The following is a 15,954-nucleotide window of genomic DNA, read 5'->3' as shown; positions in this document are numbered from 1 at the left end:
CCTTTAACTAAAAGTACCCTAAAACTAGATAACCTTTGCCACATTTTTAAGTTTATCCACCAACTCAGAAACACTTTCAACCATGACACCGGCTTCACGAACAGTAGGCTTAAATACCTCTAAGATTTCTTGATGCGATACCGCCTCGATACCAAGATCGTTGAGTGTTAAGATATCGAGTGGCTTACGTTTGGCTTTCATAATATTAGGAAGAGACGCATATCTGGGTTCGTTAAGGCGTAAATCAGTACTTATTACAGCAGGGAGCTTCACTTTCAGTATTTCTAACCCACCATCAATCTCTCTGGTAACCACGGCATTATCGGATTCTATTTCCAGCTTTGATGCGAAGGTTGCTTGAGGGCTGTCCATTAGCGCCGCCAGCATTTGCGCGACTTGATTATTATCGCTATCGATGGATTGCTTACCTAATAGAACAAGCTCACACAAATTCTTGGTCACTATGGCATGAAGTACTTTTGCAACCGTCAATGGCTCAATTGGTTTTTTGTTATCAATACCAGGCGTATACACATCAGTAGTATCAACGTGTATCGCTCTATCTGCACCTAACGCAAGAGCAGTACGTAACTGTTCTTGGCAGGTATTATTCCCTATGGATACAACAATTACTTCGTCTGCGACATCCGACTCTTTTAGCCTAACAGCCTCTTCTACGGCAATTTCGCAAAACGGGTTCATTGTCATCTTTACATTATTCGTTTCAACACCGGAACCATCTTGCTTCACCCTAACCTTTACGTAAGGGTCAACAACGCGCTTTATCGCTACTAATACCTTCACAATGCGTTCCTTTTTCAATGAATGCGGTTCGTGCAAGCCTTAATTTTGAGCTTAGTTGAGTTTACGTTTACGTCAACTGGACTATATTTAACGGTAATACCTATGTGTAGAGGCAGGTTTACATCATGGACAGAGAATGTATGGAGTTTGATGTTGTTATTGTAGGTGCTGGCCCTGCAGGCCTTTCCGCAGCCTGTCAGCTCGCTAAGTTAAACCAATCAAACGCTGGACAAGAACGTACAATTTGCGTCGTTGAAAAAGGGGCAGAGGTTGGTGCCCATATTCTTTCAGGTGCTCTGTTTGAAACAACCGCGCTCAATGAGCTCTTTCCAAATTGGCGAGAAATGGACACTCCAATTTCAACGCCAGTAAAGAGTGAAGACTTAGTCTACCTAACTACTCAATACAATCATGTCACCATCCCCCATGCTTTAACACCAAGGCCAATGCACAATGGTGGAAGCGACAATAGTAGAAGTGACCATGTTGGAAGTGACAATAGGGACGAACCCTTAAACTATGTCATCAGTTTATCTAAGCTTTGCCAATGGCTTGCAGTACAAGCCGAAGAACTTGGTGTGGAAATATTCCCCGGTTTTGCAGCTGCGAGTATTAACTATGACGATAACGGCTCAGTTACCGGGATCAACACATCTGATATGGGGCTAGATAAAAACGGGGAACATAAAAACAACTTTGAAGCCGGAATTGAACTTAAAGGAAAATATACTCTGTTCGCAGAAGGTGCGAGAGGCCATTTAGGAAAACAGCTGATTGAGCGCTTTAATCTGGACGTCAATAAACAGCCTCAGCATTATGCATTAGGGCTAAAAGAAATCTGGCAGTTGCCAAGCGACTCAGATGAATATTGCGCAGGTAACGTGGTACACAGTACAGGCTGGCCTCTATCCGAATCGAAAAGTTCCGGCGGCGGTTTTCTTTATCATTTAGCAGACAATCAAATTGCGGTTGGTTTAATCGTTGACCTTAACTATGACAATCCCTACCTAAGTCCTTTTGATGAATTTCAGAGATTAAAGCACCACCCTAGTTTTAGCCGCTATTTAAAGGGAGCTGAGCGAATTTCCTATGGAGCGAGAGCCATTGCTAAAGGCGGCCTTCACTCGCTGCCAAAACAGCAGTTTCCCGGTGGTATCTTAATCGGATGTGATGCTGGTACATTGAACGCTTCTAAGATTAAAGGCTGTCATGGCGCAATGAAGTCGGGAATGTTGGCAGCAGAAGCCATCGCTTACGAACTCGCAAATGACAGCGCCAACATTGAGCCTGACTATCAGGTTTTATTCGAGTCGTCATGGTTGTATAGAGAGCTAAGCCAAGCACGAAACTTTTCAGCGGGCATACATAAATACGGTGATATTTTAGGAGGCGCTCTAGCGTCATTCGAACACAATGTTTGGGCTCAAGTTCTTACACACAAAATCCCTTGGAACATAAAAGATTTTGAGAACGATCATAACCGACTCAAAATGAGTACTAACTCTCAGCCTATCCACTACCCAAAACCGGATGGTAAGCTCAGCTTTGATAAACCGTCATCCGTCTATCTATCCGGAACCCAACATGAAGAAAACCAGCCTTGCCATCTGATTCTTGCAAACCCTGAACTACCTATTGCTAAAAACTTACCAGATTACGATGAACCAGCTCAAAGGTATTGCCCTGCTGGAGTATATGAAGTTATCGAAATAGAAGGTCAGAAAAAACTCCAGATCAACGCTGCTAATTGCGTTCACTGTAAAACTTGCGACATAAAAGATCCTTGTCAAAACATCACATGGCAATCACCTGAAGGGGGTGGAGGCCCTAATTATAAAAATATGTGATATTTAGCTGATCTGAGTACAATTCCTTTACGGAGTTTCAATTGGTTAGTATCACATTGTCTGAGTTCGGGCAGCACAAATACATGTCAAATGTTTCACGTCCTAGCCACTAAGTTCTACGCTAAGCACATTAACCAAATATAGTGTTTAATGTAGATTGAACACTATTCCAAATTACTTCAACGTCAACTAGTAGCCGATTTAATCATATATGGAAATCGATTCTTTTTAATCACACTAGAGACGTAATATGAAAAAGCTTATTTTCCTTTCCGCTGCTCTCGCTATTACAGGCTGTTCCACCGAACACCAAAGCCCAAACCAAGACAGCCATGCAAACAGTGGGCAACTCAATAAATCCGACGTTTCCTTATATGGCGCAGAGGTTTTTAGCCACGAAAAAGTTCAATTTGGTAAATTTCTGGTTCGTATGAAAATGGTGTCTAGCCCCGGCGTTGTATCGTCATTTTTCACTTACGATAATGAATCATGGCAAGGTGGGATCCCATGGCGTGAAATCGATATTGAAGCAATCGGTAAGCACCCTAACCAACTACAAACGAATTTGATCACAGGATTAGCATCAAATCGGCTTCACTCTGAAAATACACACTCTGTCGCCAACCTTAACGATTTCAATCAATACACCTTGATTTGGACTCCAGACAAGATTGAGTGGCAAGTAAATAGCGATACCATTCATAAAGAGCTTGGCTCTCACTCCCAACAAGTCATCGATATGCGTGACAGCCCACAAAGTTATCGAATGAACGTTTGGATCTCAGAGGCCATCGGTTGGGTTGGAAAGTTCGAAGTAGAATCGTTACCTCTTTATCAAGTAGTCGATTGGATTGAATACTATAGCTACGACAAGGGTGACTTCACTCTTGCTTGGCGTGATGATTTTGATGATTTCGATTACTCAAGATGGGGAAAAGGTGATTGGGGCTTTGAAAGCAACCTTGTGACGTTCTCTCCTGATAATGCGGATGTCATCGACGGTAAGCTAATATTGGCGTTAACCGCTGAAGTCACAGGGATCAAGCTCAATAACAACGAGTAATTACGCTTTTTAACCAACCAGTAGCCCCCAAGCAAACGGATTTATTGCTTTTGATAACAATCCGCATTAGGAACCGATCGTTTTTCAACTGTTATGGTACACTTTAGTGAAAGATATCAGAGACAAGATATCGCTAAAACACTAAGCAAGATTATACATTAAGTTAAGATAAATACGGCAGGATGAGAAATGTCTTCAGATTACACTGGCGCTAGCGCCGCCTATAAAAGCAAAGAAAGTGGCTACCGCGATAAAGCATTAAAACTTTACCCTTGGGTATGTGGTAACTGCGCACGTGAATTCGTTTACTCTAACCTTCGCGAACTAACCGTTCACCATAAAGATCATGACCATACCAACAACCCTGAAGATGGTAGTAACTGGGAATTGTTATGCCTTTATTGCCATGATCACGAACACTCTAAATATACGGATCACGACCGTTATGGCGTAGATTCAGAAGCAAAACTAGATGATCATGAAAGTGCGACACATAACCCTTTCGCTGACCTTGCTAAATTAATGAAAAAGTAGAGTTACTCTTTCCTAAAGTAGATTTTCAAGCTTGTTGTTACTTTTAGTACTGACAGGCTTTTTTGTTTCTTCCCGCTTCTCTAACTCTCTACTTTCCCATGGTTCACTAACCAAATTACGCCATTATTTGACCAATGTTTCTCAGCGCATGTAATGTATCTCTATTCACAATGGAACACGTTTAAATTAAGGCCAATAACATGGAGTTAGTTGCACCCACTCTTTCACTTGAATCGTCATTCATAACCTTCTTTGAAGACTTTTCATTAAATGATGTCGAAAATTCAGAACATTACGCGGAAGGAAAAACAGACTTTATCCGTTATGTTAAACGACTGAAAGATGAATCTAACGGCATCAATTTGCGAGAAGACTACGTCCCTTGTAGCCATTTCTGGTTGGTTAATGGAGAAAATACAATCCTTGGAGCGATTCGGGTTCGTCATAACATTGAAACTGAATTTCTTACTATCGAAGCAGGTCATATTGGGTACGATATGGCACCATCTTTTAGAGGGAAAGGTTACGGAAAGACGATGCTTAAACTCGCTATTTCCAAAGCTACTGCCCTAGGTATTACTAAAATCCTGATTACCGCAGACGAAGATAATATTGCCTCTAGAAAAGTAATCGAAGCTAATGGGGGAGAGTTCGAGAACATCGTTAAAGGTAAAGTATTTAATGTCCCGTTGGCTAGGTATTGGATTAACTATGCTACGTTTAAAGGTATCACGACATAAAAATAGAAATTTTTATCAATCTCATTCTTCTATAAGGAGGCAACCTTGCTTTATCCAATGGCTTTAATGGTTTTACTTACCTTCATTGTTGGTTTAACAGCTCTAAAAACAAGGTTTGGTAACGTCAAAAGTGGGGTTGTTAATGCTCGGTACTTTAGGCTAATGGAAGGCTACGAGGTTCCTGCTTCAATTACAAAATCGACTCGTAACTTTAATAATCAATTTGAGATACCCATACTATTTTACGTCGCTGGTACCCTATACATAAGCTTAGGCATCGAAAGTATGTTAGCTCTCTTTCTTGCTTGGCTATTCGTTCTTCTTAGATACATCCATTCCTATGTTCATTTAACTTACAATAAAATCGTCCATCGAATGATCTCATTTTGGTTGTCCTTCCTTTGTGTCATTGGGTTATGGATTGAATTGCTTTTGCAGAACGCATAGCCTCTATTTCCCCTCTGACTAGGCACTATATTTAGATATGGTCGCCAACTAGAAGGTCTCTTGAAACTCATTTCGTTTGCTAAAGAACTAGCAACCATCATTTATAATGAGAGGTGAATGAAAACAATGGCATGGAACGTAAATGGAAACTATCGTAGAGCTAGTCAAACAAGATAAGTTGAGAATTGAAGCGCTAAAGTGTGTATTCCAACTTAATCTGCCCGAATGTTACATTGCTGCAGGGTTCGTTCGAAATATGGTTTGGGATCATTTACACCAAACGCTACTAGCGACTCCCTTAAATGACGTAGATGTTATCTATTTTAATCCTAGAGAATTACACACAGATACTCACATTCTGTATGAGCAAAGACTTAAAATGATGATGCCTCACGTAAACTGGCAAGTTCGAAATCAAGCATTCATGCATAAACGAAATAACGACGAACCTTATCTTAGTTCCATTGACGCAATGAACTATTGGCCAGAAAAGGAAACCGCTGTAGGTATTCGCCAATTAGCAAACTCGCAATATGAATGCATTTCAGCATTCGGATTTGATTCTTTGCTTGATCTTAAAATCACGCATAACCCCAAGCGTAAACTCGATATCTTTGAACATCGTATAGAATCTAAAAACTGGTTAGTACAGTGGCCAAATTTGAATGTGGTTAAGTAACACTGCATAAGGCTACTCTTATTGCCATGATCACGAGCACCCAAATATTGACATGAGCTGGGTAAATCACGAGACTACCTCAACTTCCAGAATTGATAGCAAACGACTAGAGCCACCAAGTATATGCGAAAGACAGATAAGAAAATCGATAATCAGCTTAGGGTAATATTAACCGATGTGTGTGACACCGCTATAGAGGAACATCCAGGGTTTCAGTGGCTTACCCACACCGTAAATTATGCAAGCTTTCCAAAAAGTCTTAAGATAATTTGTATTTTCGACACCAATGAACAGCTGTCGACCTTTACCATTAAAGGAGACGAAAAAGTACTTACCGCTTTAATCCACCAGAAGTTGGCTAGCATTGGGGTTTCATTTAAAAATACCGCTGAACATATCTCGTACGATACAGAAGAAAACTGCACAAGTGATCATAATGGCAATTGGGCTAAACGGTTAGGTTAGGATTCAATAGGCATTATCAAGAGTTCTCTACAGGCTCGCCAAGTGCCCTGTTTTTACATAGATTAAGGCACCGTCTTCTTTCGTAAAGGGGTTATGTTGACTCAAGTGAGGGCTGCGTAGCCAAGAACCGGCTGGGTAAGCACCATGTTCATCATAAAACGTACCTTCTAATACCAAGATCTCCTCTCCCCCCCAATGTTGGTGACTACTGAATTCCGTATTGGGTGCCCATTTGACTAGCGCGACGTGCTCACCTTCAAATTCGTGCAATGGCATGACCTTGAGCCCTTCCACTAGACCTTGGTGCCAAGGCTCAATCTGAGTATCGATAGCTTTCTGTTCTGTGTCATTAGGATCAAACTGATGCAATTTTACAAAAATAGTCGCCCCACCTTTACCAATCTTTGGTTTGTGCGACGTCCCTATTGGATTACGTACATAACTGCCTTTCAAATAGTCTTGATGATCATCTGAAAAGGTACCTTCTAGTACGACAAACTCTTCGCCGCCAGAATGCAGATGTGGAGAAAACTGGCTATACGGTGCAAACCGAACAATGGTTGTGGCTCGTGCTACTTCATCCCCGATTCTATCAAGCATCATTCGCTCCACTCCGGGCATTGGAGAATCGACCCACTGATAATCTTCAGGCCGAATAACGATACGCTGTGTAAAGTCTGCGTTTATATGAGTAGACATAGAGCCTCATGAAACAGTGAGTGATGGTAATCAACGGAATGATAACAATGAATAAGTGAGAGTCCTAATATCGATAGGCCAACCACTTGTCTACATTCTCATACCACCATCGACTTCTAATACTCGACCGGAAAAATAGTCATTTTCCAAAATGTACTTAGCCGCTTGCGCTATTTCACTTGGCTGTCCCATGCGCCCAACGGGTACCATGCTGTTGAGCCGTTCAATCGCTTCTGGTTTAAGCTGCTCAGCCATCGCGGTTTTCACGATACCCGGTGCAATAGCCGCTGCCCGTATTCCATAACGCGCTAACTCTTTGGCCCACGTTGTCGCCATTGTCGCCACTGCCGCTTTGGAGGCTGCATAATTCGTTTGCCCCATATTCCCCGCTCTAGCGACACTTGAGATATTAATGATCACACCCTTTCTCTCAGTTTCAATCATCTTAGCCACCGCTTCACGAGCACATAAGAAGGTTCCAGTGACATTAACATCCATCACTGAATTGAACTGCTCAAGTGACATCTTAGTCATCTCTCCATCTTTTACCTTAACCAGCAGACCATCTCGTAATATACCCGCATTGTTAATCAAGCCATCAAGCTGCCCAAAATCCTCAACAACATCTGAAAATATCTGTTCAACCTCTGCTTCATTGGTCACATTCACACGATAGATCATCGCTTTTACACCAAACATATGGCACTGATCTTGAGTCGATTTAAGGCCGTCTTCATTCATGTCAATAAGCGCTAACTGAGCCCCTGCTTGAGCTAACGTTATAGCCATCATCTGCCCTAGACCTTGCCCTGCCCCCGTAATAGCTACAACACTCTGTTTTAGATCCATACGTTTACTCCGTCATCCGTGGTCTACTTCTTCTCTCGCTGATAAAACTCAAAGAGACTCGAAAAATCAAGTGCTTCATTCCCATTTGCATTATGAAATGCGTACAAACTTCTAGCGAGAGACCCCATTGGTATGGATGACTGACTCTTCAGTGCAGCTTCTGCCCCTAACCCTAAATCCTTTAGCATCAGCTTACTCATAAACCCAGGCTGAAACTCGTTACTTGCAGGGGCATTTTCCATAACACCAGGACATGGATTATACAGCTCCAGTGCCCAATTCCGCCCAGAGCTTTGTAGCATAATGTCCGATAGCACTTTGGGGTCAAGTCCATTATCAATACCAAGATTGAGAGCTTCACACGTCCCCGACATTAGAATCCCTAGCATGAGGTTGTTACAGATTTTTGCCATTTGCCCATCGCCAGCCTGACCCGCATGAAAAATATTTTTTCCCACATGCTTCAAGACCGTTTGTGCTTTTGAAAATCCAACATCCGAACCACCAACGATAAAGGTTAACGTTGCAGCTTTCGCACCTGCAACGCCGCCTGAAACTGGTGCATCGACAAACTCTAACCCTTTTTTATGGGCTTCATTACCCACCAGTCGTGCCGATTCAGGATCGATGGTTGATGAATCGATTAAGAACGTACCATCGGCCACCAAGTTTAATAGCCCTTTTCCGCCGTCGTGATCACCTAAATAGACTGCTCGTACATGCTCTCCGGCAGGCAGCATCGTAATCACAGTGTCAGCACCTTGAATTACCTGCTCAACAGAGCTTGCGACCTTTGCGCCAAACCCTGATAACCGTTGGGCAGCCGCTTGGTTCAAATCAAAGACTTGAACAGATAACCCTGCTGCGAGTAAATTCTCCGCCATTGGACCGCCCATATTACCAAGCCCAATAAAAGCAATTGTTGTCATGATAAAACTCCTTCTTCACTTGATAATTGACGCCCCATTGGCGACGTTGAAACTCATTAACGTAAGCGGGTTACTTGCCTAACAAAGCTAGCGGATGAGATTCTGGCTCCCATAGCGACATGAAAAGATCATCGATAACACCCGTATCAACCTCTTCAATGGTGGTATATAACCAACGGGGTTCTCCATCTTTATCGATTAACCTAGCGCGTACACCCTCTTGAAATTCACCCAGCAATGCACAGCTAACCGACAGGCCAAGTTCAAGGCGAAAACAGTCAGCCAGTGATAACGCGTGATACTGCATTATTTGTCGATAGCATAAATGAGCTGTGATCGGGCTGCCCGAGCGAAGAGATTGCTGCGCCCTTGCCATCCATTTAGCTTCTTGTTCGGTGTGACCTTCAATGTCGATTTGGCTAATCTTTTCACAAATATCCGTAACGTCACCAACTTGGCAAGCCGCTTTAATTTTTGCGTAGAAAGGCATCAGCTGTTTTGCCGGGCTTTGTTCTTCTATATCGGCTGCTGCATGCTCAGACAGCAAACTTAGAACGTCACAAACAATGTTATGCGACTCTTCAAGGGTTTCATCCACTACGTCAGACAAGTGTTGTTTCGGCCAATATTGAATTTGTAGCGTTTCAATCAACCGAGTTCTACTCTCAGCTAATAACATGCAGTCAGCTAAGCGAATGTCCACAGCGTCACTAGCATTAACCATGACGCCCGTCAGCCCTAGAAACAGCCCACCCCCCTCATCCAACCGATTAAGAAACCAAGTGCCGCCCACATCAGGATAAAGCCCTATAGTGACCTCTGGCATTGCGAGGCGCGAATTAGGTGTAACAACTTTATGACTAGCCCCCATGAATAGGCCCATACCACCGCCCATTACAATCCCTTCTCCCCAACCAATTACTGGCTTTGGGTAGGTGTGAATGAGAAAGTCACATTGATACTCTAAAGTGAAATAGGAGGTGCAAAATTCCTGGGCTAGTGCTTTCGTCTCATTACTCATCACATCATGCATCGCTCTAACATCGCCACCGGCACAGAATGCTTTACTTCCTTCGCCCTCTAATAGTACGCAAGCGATACTGGGATCATCGCGCCAAAGCAGTAGGAGATCATGAAGCTGGGACAACATATCAAAGGTTAGAGCATTTAGTGAAGACGGATTATCGAGCGTCACTATCGCAATTTGATGATTACCATCTGCACACATTCGTTGCTCAAACTTCACATTATCTGACATACAACACCCCTAACGCGTCTTAAATTAAATCGCTAAAGTTAATCACTTTTTACTCATTCATTACAGAATCTATTTATTCTTCCAATCAGGTTGACGTTTCTCTAAAAACGCCTGTACACCTTCGGTTTGGTCTTCGGTATCAAACAACTTTAAGAACAGTTCACGTTCTTTGATCAAGCCATGTGACAGTGGCGATGTACGACCATTTTGAATCAGCTGTTTACACGCATTTACAGAACAAGGAGATTGATTTCCAACTGCTTGTGCCAATGTTATCGCAGTCTCTAATGCGACTCCTTTCTCGACAACTTCTTCAACCAAACGTATACCTAAACCACGCTCTGCACTTAACTGTTCTCCACAAAGAATCATGCGCTTTGCCCAGCCTTCTCCAACCAAAGCGGTTAAATTTTGGGTACCTCCAGCACAGGGAAGCAGACCGACTCGGGCTTCTGGCAGCGCCATTACCGCTTGAACTTCAGCAATACGGATATCACAGGCTAACGCGACTTCAAGGCCACCACCCATTGCATAGCCATTAATTGCCGCTATTGATACTCCCCTGAATCCAGATAACGCTTCAAAAGCTTCGCCAAAGGCAACGGCCATTTCTAGAGCAACCTTTTTGTCGCCATCAGCGAACAGTTTTAAATCGGCACCAGCAGAAAAGAATTTTTCACCTTGGCCTGTAATAACCAGGGCATAAACCTCTTTATTGTGATTAAGTCGTTCGATTAGTCGTTTCAACTGACGCAAACTTTCGGCTGTCCACGTATTGGCGGGCGGGTTGTTCATGGTGATTACAACAACGTTATTTTCAATATCAGAGACAAGAAGGCTCTGTGACGACAAAGGAATACCATTCAATTTTTCAGACATAACTAACACCCTTTAATTCCTTTAAGTTACGAACGTTCATCAGCACATCGAGATTTTTCATTACAGTATCTCCGCCCCTTCAGCTAACAATCGTCTGGCGATGATCAACCGCATAATTTCGTTGGTCCCTTCTAAGATTTGGTGTACTCGAACATCACGGAAGTAACGCTCTAATGGGTATTCTTTGATGTAGCCATAGCCGCCATACAATTGAAGAGCCTGATCGCAGACTTTAAATCCAACATCGGTTGCAAAGCGTTTTGCCATAGCACAATAAGCGGTTGCTTCAGGGTCTTGATTATCAAGCTTACTGGCGGCATAACGAACCAACTGGCGTGCAGCAACAAGCTCTGTTGCCATATCGGCCAATTTAAATTGAAGCCCCTGAAACTGTGAAAGGCTTTTCCCGAACTGCTTACGTTCTTGCATATATTGAGTGGCTTGATTGAGCGCTTGTTGAGCCGTGCCAATTGAACAAGTAGCAATGTTAATTCGCCCACCATCAAGGCCTTTCATAGCAAAGTTAAACCCTTGCCCTTCTTCACCTAATAGTGATGACAAAGGCAGTTCAACATTATCAAAAGAAACCGAACGTGTTGGTTGGCTGTTCCACCCCATCTTTGGCTCTTTTCGTCCATAATTCACCCCTGTCGCGTTGGCAGGAACAACAAAGGCCGAAACGCCTTTTGCACCACTGCCACCTGTTCTTGCCATAACAACAAGCACATCCGTTTCCCCGGCTCCTGATATAAATGCTTTGCCACCGTTCAATAGGTATTTATCGTCGACTCTTTTTGCGCTAGTTGAAAGAGAAGCAGCGTCTGAGCCAGCGTTTGGCTCAGTTAAACAATACGACCCTAGCCATTCTCCTGTGACCAGCTTTGGACAAAATTCATCTTTCGCCTGCTTCGTCGCGAAGCTGGCGATCATCCAAGTCACCATATTGTGAATGGTCATAAAAGCAGTGGTTGACGTACACCCCATAGAGAGCTGTTCAAATATTATCGATGAATCTAATCGGCTAAGCGCCAAGCCACCTTGTTGTTCCGGCGTATAAAGGCTCAAAAAACCCAATTCACCCGCCTCCCTCAATATCTCTTTTGGAAAGAAACACTTCTCATCCCATTCAGAAGCCATCGTTGCTAACTTTTCATTAGCAAATTGACGAGCGGTATCGGCAAACATTCTCTGATCTTCATTTAACTCAAAATCCATAACCAACTCCTTGAAACCTCTCCTTGATGTCTATCTTTGGTGCCGACCTTTAAACCTTCAAGACACACATATCACTTCAGTTGAATGGTGAAGTTGGGGCCTGTAGGGATATCATCATCGAACCAACGAGCTGTAACGGTTTTTGTCTCAGTATAAAATCGAACCGCTTGTTTTCCGTAGGCGTGTAAATCACCATAGAAGCTTCCTTTCCAACCTGTAAATGAAAAGAAAGGCAATGGCACGGGAATAGGAACATTGATCCCCACCTGACCGACTTCAATTTCGTGTTGATATTGTCGAGCTGCGCCGCCATTGGCGGTAAATATAGAGGTGCCGTTGCCATACGGGTTATTATTCACAAGCGCTATCGCCTCTTGTAACGTATCGACTTCGACACACAACAACACAGGGCCAAATATCTCCTGCTGATAAACAGACATGTCGGTACTAACACCACTAAACAACGTTGGGCCTAGCCAGTTTCCATTTGGGCTACTTTCCACAACACACTGACTTCCATCTAATTCACACGTCGCGCCTTGAGCTTTGCCCTCTTCAATCAACCCTATAACTCGTTGCTTCGCTTGAGCGCTAATCAGTGGCCCGTAACCCGCATCGGGATCATCCCACATGCCTGGCTGAATCTTTGACAGTTCCTGCTTCAAGTCCGCTATCCACTCTTTTGCACTCCCGACAAATACCGCTACCGAAATAGCCATACACCGTTGACCTGCCGCCCCAACAGAGGCTCCAACTAAATTGCTAACAACTTGGGCTTTATTGGCATCAGGCATAATAACCATGTGGTTCTTAGCCCCAGCAAAGGCCTGAACTCGCTTGAAGTTCTGGGTACCTTGTTGATAGATATACTGCGCCACTGGCACTGAACCGACAAAAGAGATAGTGCGAATATCAGGATGAGAAAGAAGAAAATCAACTTGATGTTTGGTTCCGTGAACGATCTGCAAAACCCCTGCAGGTGCGCCAGCCTCTTCAAAGAGCTCAGCAAGACGAATTGAAGTCAGCGGGACTTGTTCGGAAGGCTTCAAGATAAAGGAGTTACCGCAAGCAATAGCGATTGGAAACATCCAAAGTGGGATCATTGCAGGGAAATTAAAAGGCGTAATACCACAGCACACACCAAGTGGCTGCATAAACGAGTAACTGTCGATGTCGGTGGCCACATTCTCAACCATCTCCCCCATCATATTACTGGCGATACTGGCGGCTTGCTCGACGACCTCTATTCCCCGCCAAACATCCCCTTTTGCATCCACGACCGTTTTACCTGTTTCTTGGGAAAGCAGAGTCGCAATTTGATCGTGATTCTCTTTCAGAAGATGTTGATATCTGAGCATCAGCCTTGCCCTTTCCGGCACCGCGACTTTTCTCCAAAGCTTAAATGCCTCAGCAGCACTTTCTACGGCTTTCGTCATCTCCAACTCTGTTGTACAAGGAACCTTTGCAATCACTTCATTAGACGCAGGGTTGGTAACATCAATCCACTCATCGGTCGTTGATTGACTAAATTTCCCATCAATAAATAAGGGTACAGACTGATTCATAGCTCTATCCTTTTATGTTGGTCTTTATTGCTTTCCACTTCCAAACTAAACCTGTCACGAAAACCGCTTTCAACCCAATTATGCTCTCGAAAAGAATAACGCTTAATCTAGCGTTAGCTTCAATTTAATATGGTACTTCAATACCGATTGCAGTCGCTTCACCACCGCCAATGCAAAGAGATGCAACGCCACGAAAAGTACTTGTGGGTTCAGATTCTGATTCAACTGTTGCATCACTGCTTTCAGCAAGTACTTTTCTCTTACTATCACCCAACTGGCGCAATGCATGGATAAGCGTGACGATAATTCTTGCCCCACTTGCACCAATGGGATGCCCAAGCGCACACGCTCCGCCTTTAATGTTCACCTTATCTTTATCTAACCCTAATTGTTTCAATGCGATTAAAGTCACCACAGCAAAGGCTTCGTTGATTTCCCATAGATCGACTTCGTCTATCGACCAATCAAGTTCAGAAAGTAGCTGTTTTATTGCAAAGACAGGGGCGATGGTAAATTCGTTTGGTACTCTTGCATGCGTCGTATGGCCCTTAATAATGGCCAGGGGTTTTAGACCCTGCTTTTTCGCGGCTTCCGAGTCCATAATTAGCAAAGCTGCCGCGCCATCTGCTATAGAACTTGAGTTTGCAGCAGTGACACTGCCATTCTTCGAAAATGCAGATCGTAACGACGAAATTTTATTTAGATCGATTTCTCTCGGGTGCTCATCAAAGTCCAGTGACTGTTCGGGAGCATCACTAGTTTTACGGTGATTCTTCCCTTTAATCGCCAGCGGGACTATTTCATCTTGAAATAACTGTTGATGGCCCGCTTCACGTGACCGCGTCACCGATTGAGTTGCCCATTCATCCATCTCTTCTCGTGATATATCGAGCTTGTCAGCAATAGTCTGGGCGTAAGTCCCCATCAATTCGCCTTCATAGGCATCCTGCAAACCATCCAAAAACATATGATCGTATGTTGTTTTATGACCGAGTCTCATACCACTACGAGACTCTTTGAGCAGATATGGAGTATTGGTCATGCTCTCCATTCCACCAGCTACAACGGTATCAATAGAATTAGACTTAATGAGATCGTATGCGAGCATGACGGACTTCATTCCCGAGCCACAGACTTTGTTAATGGTGGTACAAGCGACAGAATATGGAAGGTCAGCACCGAGCGCAGCTTGTCGAGCTGGAGCTTGCCCGCAGCCAGCCGGTAATACACAACCCATAATGACTTCACTGATGGTGTCAGGGTTCACAGGCGCTGCATCTACAGCGGCACGAATCGCGCGTTGCCCCAACTCCGGCGCAGAATAATCACTGAGCATGCCTTGAAAGCAACCCAATGGCGTTCGTTTCGCTGACACTATCCAAATGGATTTATCCATTCGCCCTCTCCATTGCTCGAGAAAAACACAACACTAAACTGGTTATCTTTCGTACTGTGATTTCTTGACGTTTACGTAAGCATAGCACTAACATTTACGTAAACGTCAAGAAACAAAATGACAACATGTAAAGCATTTTGCACACGCTTTCCTCTTTGCTCAGTCTCACGCAAAGAAGGGAGAGGAGGTCAATAAATGGAAACATTTAAAATTAGCGAATTGGCCAAAGAATTCGAAATTACAACCCGAAGTATTCGATTTTATGAAGACATGGGGCTCATCTACCCTACAAGAAATGGGAGCACTCGCGTCTACCATCACCGGGACAAAATTCGCTTAAAGTTAATCTTACGAGGTAAGCGTTTAGGGTTTTCTCTGGCGGAAATAAGAGAGCTTTTCGAGCTATATGACACTGACCAATGCGATAGCCAGCTAATCAAAATGTTATCTATCATTGAAGATAAACAAGACACCCTTCAACGACAGCTCGATGACATTAACGTCGTGATGAGCGAGCTCAACTTAGCGAAAGATCGTTGTCACCAAGCTTTAAGTCGCTCAAACCCTCCTTCAGAGGGATAGTCT

The 15,954-nt window shown here is 43.6% G+C and carries 17 protein-coding genes; 8 read left to right on the top strand and 9 right to left on the bottom strand.

Annotated elements, in window-relative coordinates:
- Positions 1-24: 24 nt before the first annotated feature.
- Positions 25-804, bottom strand: coding sequence for an electron transfer flavoprotein subunit beta/FixA family protein (locus L4D20_RS03065; protein WP_428800082.1), 780 nt, complete (start codon positions 802-804; stop codon positions 25-27).
- A gap of 125 nt (positions 805-929) precedes the next feature.
- Here L4D20_RS03065 and L4D20_RS03060 point away from each other — a divergent pair, with 125 nt between their 5' ends.
- From L4D20_RS03060 to L4D20_RS03030, 7 genes are all read left to right on the top strand, one after another.
- The gene (locus L4D20_RS03060) at positions 930-2,651 is read left to right on the top strand and encodes an electron transfer flavoprotein-ubiquinone oxidoreductase (RefSeq protein WP_428800081.1); all 1,722 of its coding nucleotides are present in this window, start codon (positions 930-932) and stop codon (positions 2,649-2,651) included.
- 250 nt (positions 2,652-2,901) lie between these two features.
- A complete protein-coding gene (locus L4D20_RS03055) occupies positions 2,902-3,714 on the top strand; it encodes a family 16 glycosylhydrolase (protein ID WP_428800080.1) in 813 nt (270 codons plus the stop codon).
- Between the two features lie 189 nt (positions 3,715-3,903).
- Positions 3,904-4,248 (top strand): YajD family HNH nuclease, encoded by a 345-nt coding sequence (locus tag L4D20_RS03050; protein WP_428800079.1) that lies wholly within the window; start codon positions 3,904-3,906, stop codon positions 4,246-4,248.
- 200 nt (positions 4,249-4,448) lie between these two features.
- Positions 4,449-4,988 carry a GNAT family N-acetyltransferase gene (locus L4D20_RS03045; RefSeq protein ID WP_428800078.1) on the top strand — a complete coding sequence of 180 codons (540 nt, stop codon included), beginning with the start codon at positions 4,449-4,451 and terminating at the stop codon, positions 4,986-4,988.
- A gap of 57 nt (positions 4,989-5,045) precedes the next feature.
- On the top strand, positions 5,046-5,435 hold the full coding sequence (locus L4D20_RS03040) for an MAPEG family protein (protein WP_428800747.1): 390 nt from the start codon (positions 5,046-5,048) through the stop codon (positions 5,433-5,435).
- A gap of 142 nt (positions 5,436-5,577) precedes the next feature.
- The gene (locus tag L4D20_RS03035) at positions 5,578-6,114 is read left to right on the top strand and encodes a nucleotidyltransferase family protein (RefSeq protein WP_428800077.1); all 537 of its coding nucleotides are present in this window, start codon (positions 5,578-5,580) and stop codon (positions 6,112-6,114) included.
- A 123-nt stretch (positions 6,115-6,237) separates the two neighbouring features.
- Complete coding sequence (locus L4D20_RS03030) at positions 6,238-6,579, top strand: Fis family transcriptional regulator (protein ID WP_428800076.1); 342 nt, start codon at positions 6,238-6,240, stop codon at positions 6,577-6,579.
- 27 nt (positions 6,580-6,606) lie between these two features.
- Here the strand turns inward: L4D20_RS03030 and L4D20_RS03025 are convergent, their stop codons facing one another.
- The 8 genes from L4D20_RS03025 to L4D20_RS02990 form a co-directional block, all read right to left on the bottom strand.
- Positions 6,607-7,278 (bottom strand): cupin domain-containing protein, encoded by a 672-nt coding sequence (locus L4D20_RS03025; RefSeq protein WP_428800075.1) that lies wholly within the window; start codon positions 7,276-7,278, stop codon positions 6,607-6,609.
- Between the two features lie 90 nt (positions 7,279-7,368).
- Positions 7,369-8,127 (bottom strand): SDR family oxidoreductase, encoded by a 759-nt coding sequence (locus tag L4D20_RS03020; protein WP_428800074.1) that lies wholly within the window; start codon positions 8,125-8,127, stop codon positions 7,369-7,371.
- Between the two features lie 23 nt (positions 8,128-8,150).
- Positions 8,151-9,056 (bottom strand): 3-hydroxyisobutyrate dehydrogenase, encoded by a 906-nt coding sequence (mmsB, locus tag L4D20_RS03015; protein ID WP_428800073.1) that lies wholly within the window; start codon positions 9,054-9,056, stop codon positions 8,151-8,153.
- Between the two features lie 70 nt (positions 9,057-9,126).
- The gene (locus tag L4D20_RS03010) at positions 9,127-10,314 is read right to left on the bottom strand and encodes an enoyl-CoA hydratase/isomerase family protein (RefSeq protein WP_428800072.1); all 1,188 of its coding nucleotides are present in this window, start codon (positions 10,312-10,314) and stop codon (positions 9,127-9,129) included.
- Between the two features lie 69 nt (positions 10,315-10,383).
- Positions 10,384-11,193 carry an enoyl-CoA hydratase gene (locus L4D20_RS03005; protein ID WP_428800071.1) on the bottom strand — a complete coding sequence of 270 codons (810 nt, stop codon included), beginning with the start codon at positions 11,191-11,193 and terminating at the stop codon, positions 10,384-10,386.
- 60 nt (positions 11,194-11,253) lie between these two features.
- Entirely contained in the window at positions 11,254-12,408 is a 1,155-nt protein-coding gene (locus tag L4D20_RS03000) for an acyl-CoA dehydrogenase family protein (protein WP_428800070.1), read from the bottom strand.
- 71 nt (positions 12,409-12,479) lie between these two features.
- Complete coding sequence (locus L4D20_RS02995; RefSeq protein WP_428800069.1) at positions 12,480-13,973, bottom strand: CoA-acylating methylmalonate-semialdehyde dehydrogenase; 1,494 nt, start codon at positions 13,971-13,973, stop codon at positions 12,480-12,482.
- A 124-nt stretch (positions 13,974-14,097) separates the two neighbouring features.
- Positions 14,098-15,369 (bottom strand): thiolase family protein, encoded by a 1,272-nt coding sequence (locus L4D20_RS02990; RefSeq protein WP_428800068.1) that lies wholly within the window; start codon positions 15,367-15,369, stop codon positions 14,098-14,100.
- A 195-nt stretch (positions 15,370-15,564) separates the two neighbouring features.
- Here L4D20_RS02990 and L4D20_RS02985 point away from each other — a divergent pair, with 195 nt between their 5' ends.
- The gene (locus L4D20_RS02985) at positions 15,565-15,951 is read left to right on the top strand and encodes a MerR family transcriptional regulator (protein ID WP_428800067.1); all 387 of its coding nucleotides are present in this window, start codon (positions 15,565-15,567) and stop codon (positions 15,949-15,951) included.
- The last annotated feature ends 3 nt before the right edge of the window (positions 15,952-15,954 follow it).

Source organism: Vibrio kyushuensis (genome assembly GCF_050337325.1).
In the GTDB taxonomy this organism is placed as follows: Bacteria; Pseudomonadota; Gammaproteobacteria; order Enterobacterales; family Vibrionaceae; genus Vibrio; species Vibrio kyushuensis.
The sequence above is the reverse complement of the archived record's forward strand: the minus strand, read 5'-3'. Positions and strand labels throughout refer to the sequence as shown.

What these genes read in the sequence shown, in the direction of transcription:
- L4D20_RS03060 (WP_428800081.1), top strand. Translation starts at nt 930, where the DNA reads ATGGACAGAGAATGTATGGAGTTTGATGTTGTTATTGTAGGTGCTGGC.
- L4D20_RS03055 (WP_428800080.1), top strand. Translation starts at nt 2,902, where the DNA reads ATGAAAAAGCTTATTTTCCTTTCCGCTGCTCTCGCTATTACAGGCTGT.
- L4D20_RS03050 (WP_428800079.1), top strand. Translation starts at nt 3,904, where the DNA reads ATGTCTTCAGATTACACTGGCGCTAGCGCCGCCTATAAAAGCAAAGAA.
- L4D20_RS03045 (WP_428800078.1), top strand. Translation starts at nt 4,449, where the DNA reads ATGGAGTTAGTTGCACCCACTCTTTCACTTGAATCGTCATTCATAACC.
- L4D20_RS03040 (WP_428800747.1), top strand. Translation starts at nt 5,046, where the DNA reads ATGGCTTTAATGGTTTTACTTACCTTCATTGTTGGTTTAACAGCTCTA.
- L4D20_RS03035 (WP_428800077.1), top strand. Translation starts at nt 5,578, where the DNA reads ATGGAAACTATCGTAGAGCTAGTCAAACAAGATAAGTTGAGAATTGAA.
- L4D20_RS03030 (WP_428800076.1), top strand. Translation starts at nt 6,238, where the DNA reads ATGCGAAAGACAGATAAGAAAATCGATAATCAGCTTAGGGTAATATTA.
- L4D20_RS03025 (WP_428800075.1), bottom strand. Translation starts at nt 7,278, where the DNA reads ATGTCTACTCATATAAACGCAGACTTTACACAGCGTATCGTTATTCGG.
- L4D20_RS03020 (WP_428800074.1), bottom strand. Translation starts at nt 8,127, where the DNA reads ATGGATCTAAAACAGAGTGTTGTAGCTATTACGGGGGCAGGGCAAGGT.
- mmsB (WP_428800073.1), bottom strand. Translation starts at nt 9,056, where the DNA reads ATGACAACAATTGCTTTTATTGGGCTTGGTAATATGGGCGGTCCAATG.
- L4D20_RS03010 (WP_428800072.1), bottom strand. Translation starts at nt 10,314, where the DNA reads ATGTCAGATAATGTGAAGTTTGAGCAACGAATGTGTGCAGATGGTAAT.
- L4D20_RS03005 (WP_428800071.1), bottom strand. Translation starts at nt 11,193, where the DNA reads ATGTCTGAAAAATTGAATGGTATTCCTTTGTCGTCACAGAGCCTTCTT.
- L4D20_RS03000 (WP_428800070.1), bottom strand. Translation starts at nt 12,408, where the DNA reads ATGGATTTTGAGTTAAATGAAGATCAGAGAATGTTTGCCGATACCGCT.
- L4D20_RS02995 (WP_428800069.1), bottom strand. Translation starts at nt 13,973, where the DNA reads ATGAATCAGTCTGTACCCTTATTTATTGATGGGAAATTTAGTCAATCA.
- L4D20_RS02990 (WP_428800068.1), bottom strand. Translation starts at nt 15,369, where the DNA reads ATGGATAAATCCATTTGGATAGTGTCAGCGAAACGAACGCCATTGGGT.
- L4D20_RS02985 (WP_428800067.1), top strand. Translation starts at nt 15,565, where the DNA reads ATGGAAACATTTAAAATTAGCGAATTGGCCAAAGAATTCGAAATTACA.